Raw genomic sequence first — 3,593 nt, 5'->3', positions numbered from 1 at the left:
GTCGGCTGCAAGCGCTGATCAACGAGAACGGAGAACGTTATCGGTTTGCCTGGGATGACGGGGATCGGTTGACGGAACAGCAAGACCTGGACGGCAGCGTGAAACGTTATACATACGATGCCCTAGATAATGTAAACCGCGTCGAGACCCACGCAGCGATACGAAGTGGTCAGCAGACCAACGAAAAAACTATCGTCCAGCATCTACAACGGGATGCTATGGGCCGACTGACAACCCGAACCACACCTGATGGACAGTTCTGCTTCCACTACAGCCCGTTGAACCAATTGATCGAAGCTATCGCTATCGATAACGACGGCAACCAACAGCGAGTGGGCTTTACTTATGACGCACGCGGTTATCTCACGGAAGAAAGGAGCGCCGCCGGGACTCTGAGGCATCACTATGATGAACTCGGCAATTTGATCCAGACGGAACTGCCGGATGGCCGCTGGCTCAATCGCTTGTATTACGGTAGCGACCATCTGCATCAGATCAACCTCGACGGCCATGTGATAAGCGACTTCGAGCATGATCGACTGTATCGAGAGGTCATTCGGACACAAGGCCACATTAGTACGAGAAGCGAATATGACCGCAGCGGCCGCCTACGCACTCGCCAACACCGGCATGCCAGCCTTCCGGCTTTGATGCCTGCGCCTGAAAAAATACATTTTGAGTTCGATCACAGTGACCATCTTGTGGGGCGTTCCGAACGGAACCCACAAGGACAACAACACCAACTGCTCCACTACGATATGACAGGACGGATCCGTGCAACCCAGGGAGGTCGCCAAGGGCAGAACGAATCATTTTGCTTCGATGCCGCAGCCAATCTTCTCGACATCTCATCCGGCTCTACAGGGCAGGTAACGCATAACCAACTGATGACTTATCAGGATAAGCGATACCGCTACGACGGTTTTGGGAGAGTGATTGAAAAATCCAGCAAACGACATGGTTTGCAGCATTTTCGCTATGACACTGATCACCGATTGATCGAAGTCCGAACACAAAAGGCTGAGGGAGAAAGCGTAGTCAGAATGCGCTATGACCCGCTGGGACGACGGATTGAGAAAACCGAACATGACGGCAAAGGACAGTTCATCGGACACACCCGCTTCGACTGGGATGGCCTGCAATTACTCAAAGAGCATAAAAATAGCCAAACCAGCCTGTATCTCTACCTCAATAATGGTCACGAGCCCCTGGCAAGAGTCGATGGTATTGGCGAAACTCAACGAATTCGTTACTACCACAATGATCCCAATGGGCTGCCCCATGCCTTAACGGAAAGTGACGGTAACCTTCTATGGCATGCAGCGTTTCAGGTGTGGGGCAACACGATCAATGAGACCCGCGAGCCCTACTTTATTGAGGAACAGAACCTGCGTTTTCAGGGGCAGTACCTGGATCGGGAAACAGGCTTGCACTACAACACTTTTCGTTTCTATGACCCAGATATAGGACGCTTCACCAGCCCTGACCCATTGGGATTGACGGGAAGCCTCAATCTTTACCGCTACGCCCCGAATCCATTCACTTGGATCGATCCGCTGGGGCTGAAAGAAAACGAGATCATTCGCTACATGGGCAAGAGCGAAACTGTCGCCTCTAAGGCTGCCAACGGCGGTAGAGGGGGCCTGGTTCCGAATATTAGGGGTGAAAAAGCCATTTGGGTCAATCATGACAGCAACCCCGGCTTCAACCCTAAAAGGGAACAGTATCGGGTAGTGGCCACAGTCAACAATGAAGGGGTCAGTATGCTCAACAATCATAAGGATATTTCTGACGTTGACTATAAAGAGACTGGGCTGAAAGATGGAGTGCTGTCAAAAACGAATGAACCCAAGGCAAAAGGAATCGGTAACCGATTACTCGACAAATTCAACAAAACCATTACCTCCTTTCGAGTCGAGAAAAAAAGCCCGAACGGAAAGTGGAAGACATGCGGATAGCGGAAAATGGACCTGTTCAATCTCCTTTCGTACAAACTTGAAAATTTCCTGAACATCCGGCCATGCCCGACAGAGTTCGGTGATGTTTTTTACCGAGAAGATGAGCCTTCTCTACTCTCTGTCGCCGCCAGAAAGCTCAATGGGACTACGCTTTATGTGAGCCGCTGGCATGACCTGTTTTCCATCAGCACCTTCGAAAAAGCCATGTCGAAGCTCGGCTTCACAGAACCGGACTGTTATGCCCTCCTGTCAGTCCTGTCACGCTTCGGTTATTTACTTGAAATAGACAACCGTCAACGGACCAATAAAGATTACTTTATATTCTTCTATATAATTCAATTGATCACTTTGAAAAACAGTCAGATCGACGCGAATGAACAGCTCAGAAACCACATACTAAAATTCCTACTTTTCGAACTGAGCATTGACGACGAAGTTTATAAGCGCTTCAGCATCGAAAATAACAAACTGATAATAAACGCAGATATTTTAGGGCCAACCCCACTACTGGACGTTATTGACCTGATTTATCAGGCAATCAAGGCCGACGACCGAAAAGAAAATGTAATTTTTAGCGTCTTAAAAGACTACCAAAAAAGTATCATCACACTACTGACAAAACCCAACGATATGAATTATCGTTTCCGTTTTAATGATTGCCACAGCGAACTCATGTATCCAGATGTATTTCTGCATGCATACGCTAACGACAGGAAAACGTTATTTGACGCTATCGTTGATACGGTCAACCCACTTCAATCCACACACAATCTTTTTGTTTCCAACATCATCCTGATGAACTACTCCTTTTATATTATTAAAAACAAACCTCGAGAAATATTGAGACTTAAAAAGCATACCCGTGATAAAGCCGTTTTCGAAAAACTGGTGCAAGCAATCGTCTCTCGCCGAATGTCTGTCAAAAAAGAATGCTTTAGGAATATCCTGACAGATCACGATCTTTCCTCAATAAACGATAGCCCAACCGTGTTCTACAACATTTTATATTCGCTATAGCCGCTACGCCGTCGAGGCCATTGGATTGTCTGGGCGATCCTATCCTGATCAAGCGCCTGAGGACCGCATTGACCTGTATGCCTTAAAACACAAGGAATCTGTGACTATGGAAGGTAACGTGCTAAACACCGACTGGCCCAGCAGCCCAGCCTATATATGACGCGTTATGGGCCGCCCGTGTGGGCGATGCCATGGAACACACCTCGATGATGGCCGACATTCTCGGCGGCGTGCTGGAGGTGGCGGCGAACATCGCGATTACCGCACAGGCCACCGCTGCAGTAGTCGCCGCCACTGGGAAAACGGTTGTCACGGGCGGGTTGGGGTGCCTCCTGCTGGGCGCGGTGGTCGGCGTGGTGGTGGGCCTTGCGATGAGCAAGAGCGGGGCCGACAAGGGCCTGAGCAATTTATGCGAGGGCATTGGCAACGCGCTGTTCCCACCGACGGTGCAGGCCAACATCCTCACCGGCTCCCTCGACACGCTCACCAATACCGCTATCGCTATGACGCCCACGGCCAGGTCGTGGAGATCATCGATGCCACGGGCAAAAGCAAAAAACTGCGCTGGAACCCGTTCGGGCAACTGCTCGAGCACATTGACTGCTCGGGGTACCCGAC

At 49.9% G+C, this 3,593-nt stretch carries 2 protein-coding genes and 2 pseudogenes; all 4 read left to right on the top strand.

Annotated elements, in window-relative coordinates:
• A partial coding sequence (locus tag BHC62_RS27865; protein ID WP_143007602.1) for an RHS repeat-associated core domain-containing protein occupies positions 1–1,958 on the top strand: 1,958 nt, incomplete at its 5' end.
• Positions 1,959–1,964: 6 nt separating this feature from the next.
• Positions 1,965–2,975 carry a hypothetical protein gene (locus BHC62_RS26150; RefSeq protein ID WP_070996705.1) on the top strand — a complete coding sequence of 337 codons (1,011 nt, stop codon included), beginning with the start codon at positions 1,965–1,967 and terminating at the stop codon, positions 2,973–2,975.
• A 152-nt stretch (positions 2,976–3,127) separates the two neighbouring features.
• Positions 3,128–3,499, top strand: a pseudogene (locus tag BHC62_RS26145) (hypothetical protein); the annotation flags it as partial.
• Positions 3,490–3,593 (top strand): annotated as a pseudogene (locus tag BHC62_RS29425) (hypothetical protein); the annotation flags it as partial. The pseudogenes BHC62_RS26145 and BHC62_RS29425, both read left to right, overlap by 10 nt.

Source organism: Pseudomonas sp. 06C 126, assembly GCF_001855215.1.
Lineage (GTDB): Bacteria > Pseudomonadota > Gammaproteobacteria > Pseudomonadales > Pseudomonadaceae > Aquipseudomonas > Aquipseudomonas proteolytica.
The sequence above is the reverse complement of the archived record's forward strand: the minus strand, read 5'-3'. Positions and strand labels throughout refer to the sequence as shown.

What these genes read in the sequence shown, in the direction of transcription:
- BHC62_RS26150 (WP_070996705.1), top strand. Translation starts at nt 1,965, where the DNA reads ATGGACCTGTTCAATCTCCTTTCGTACAAACTTGAAAATTTCCTGAAC.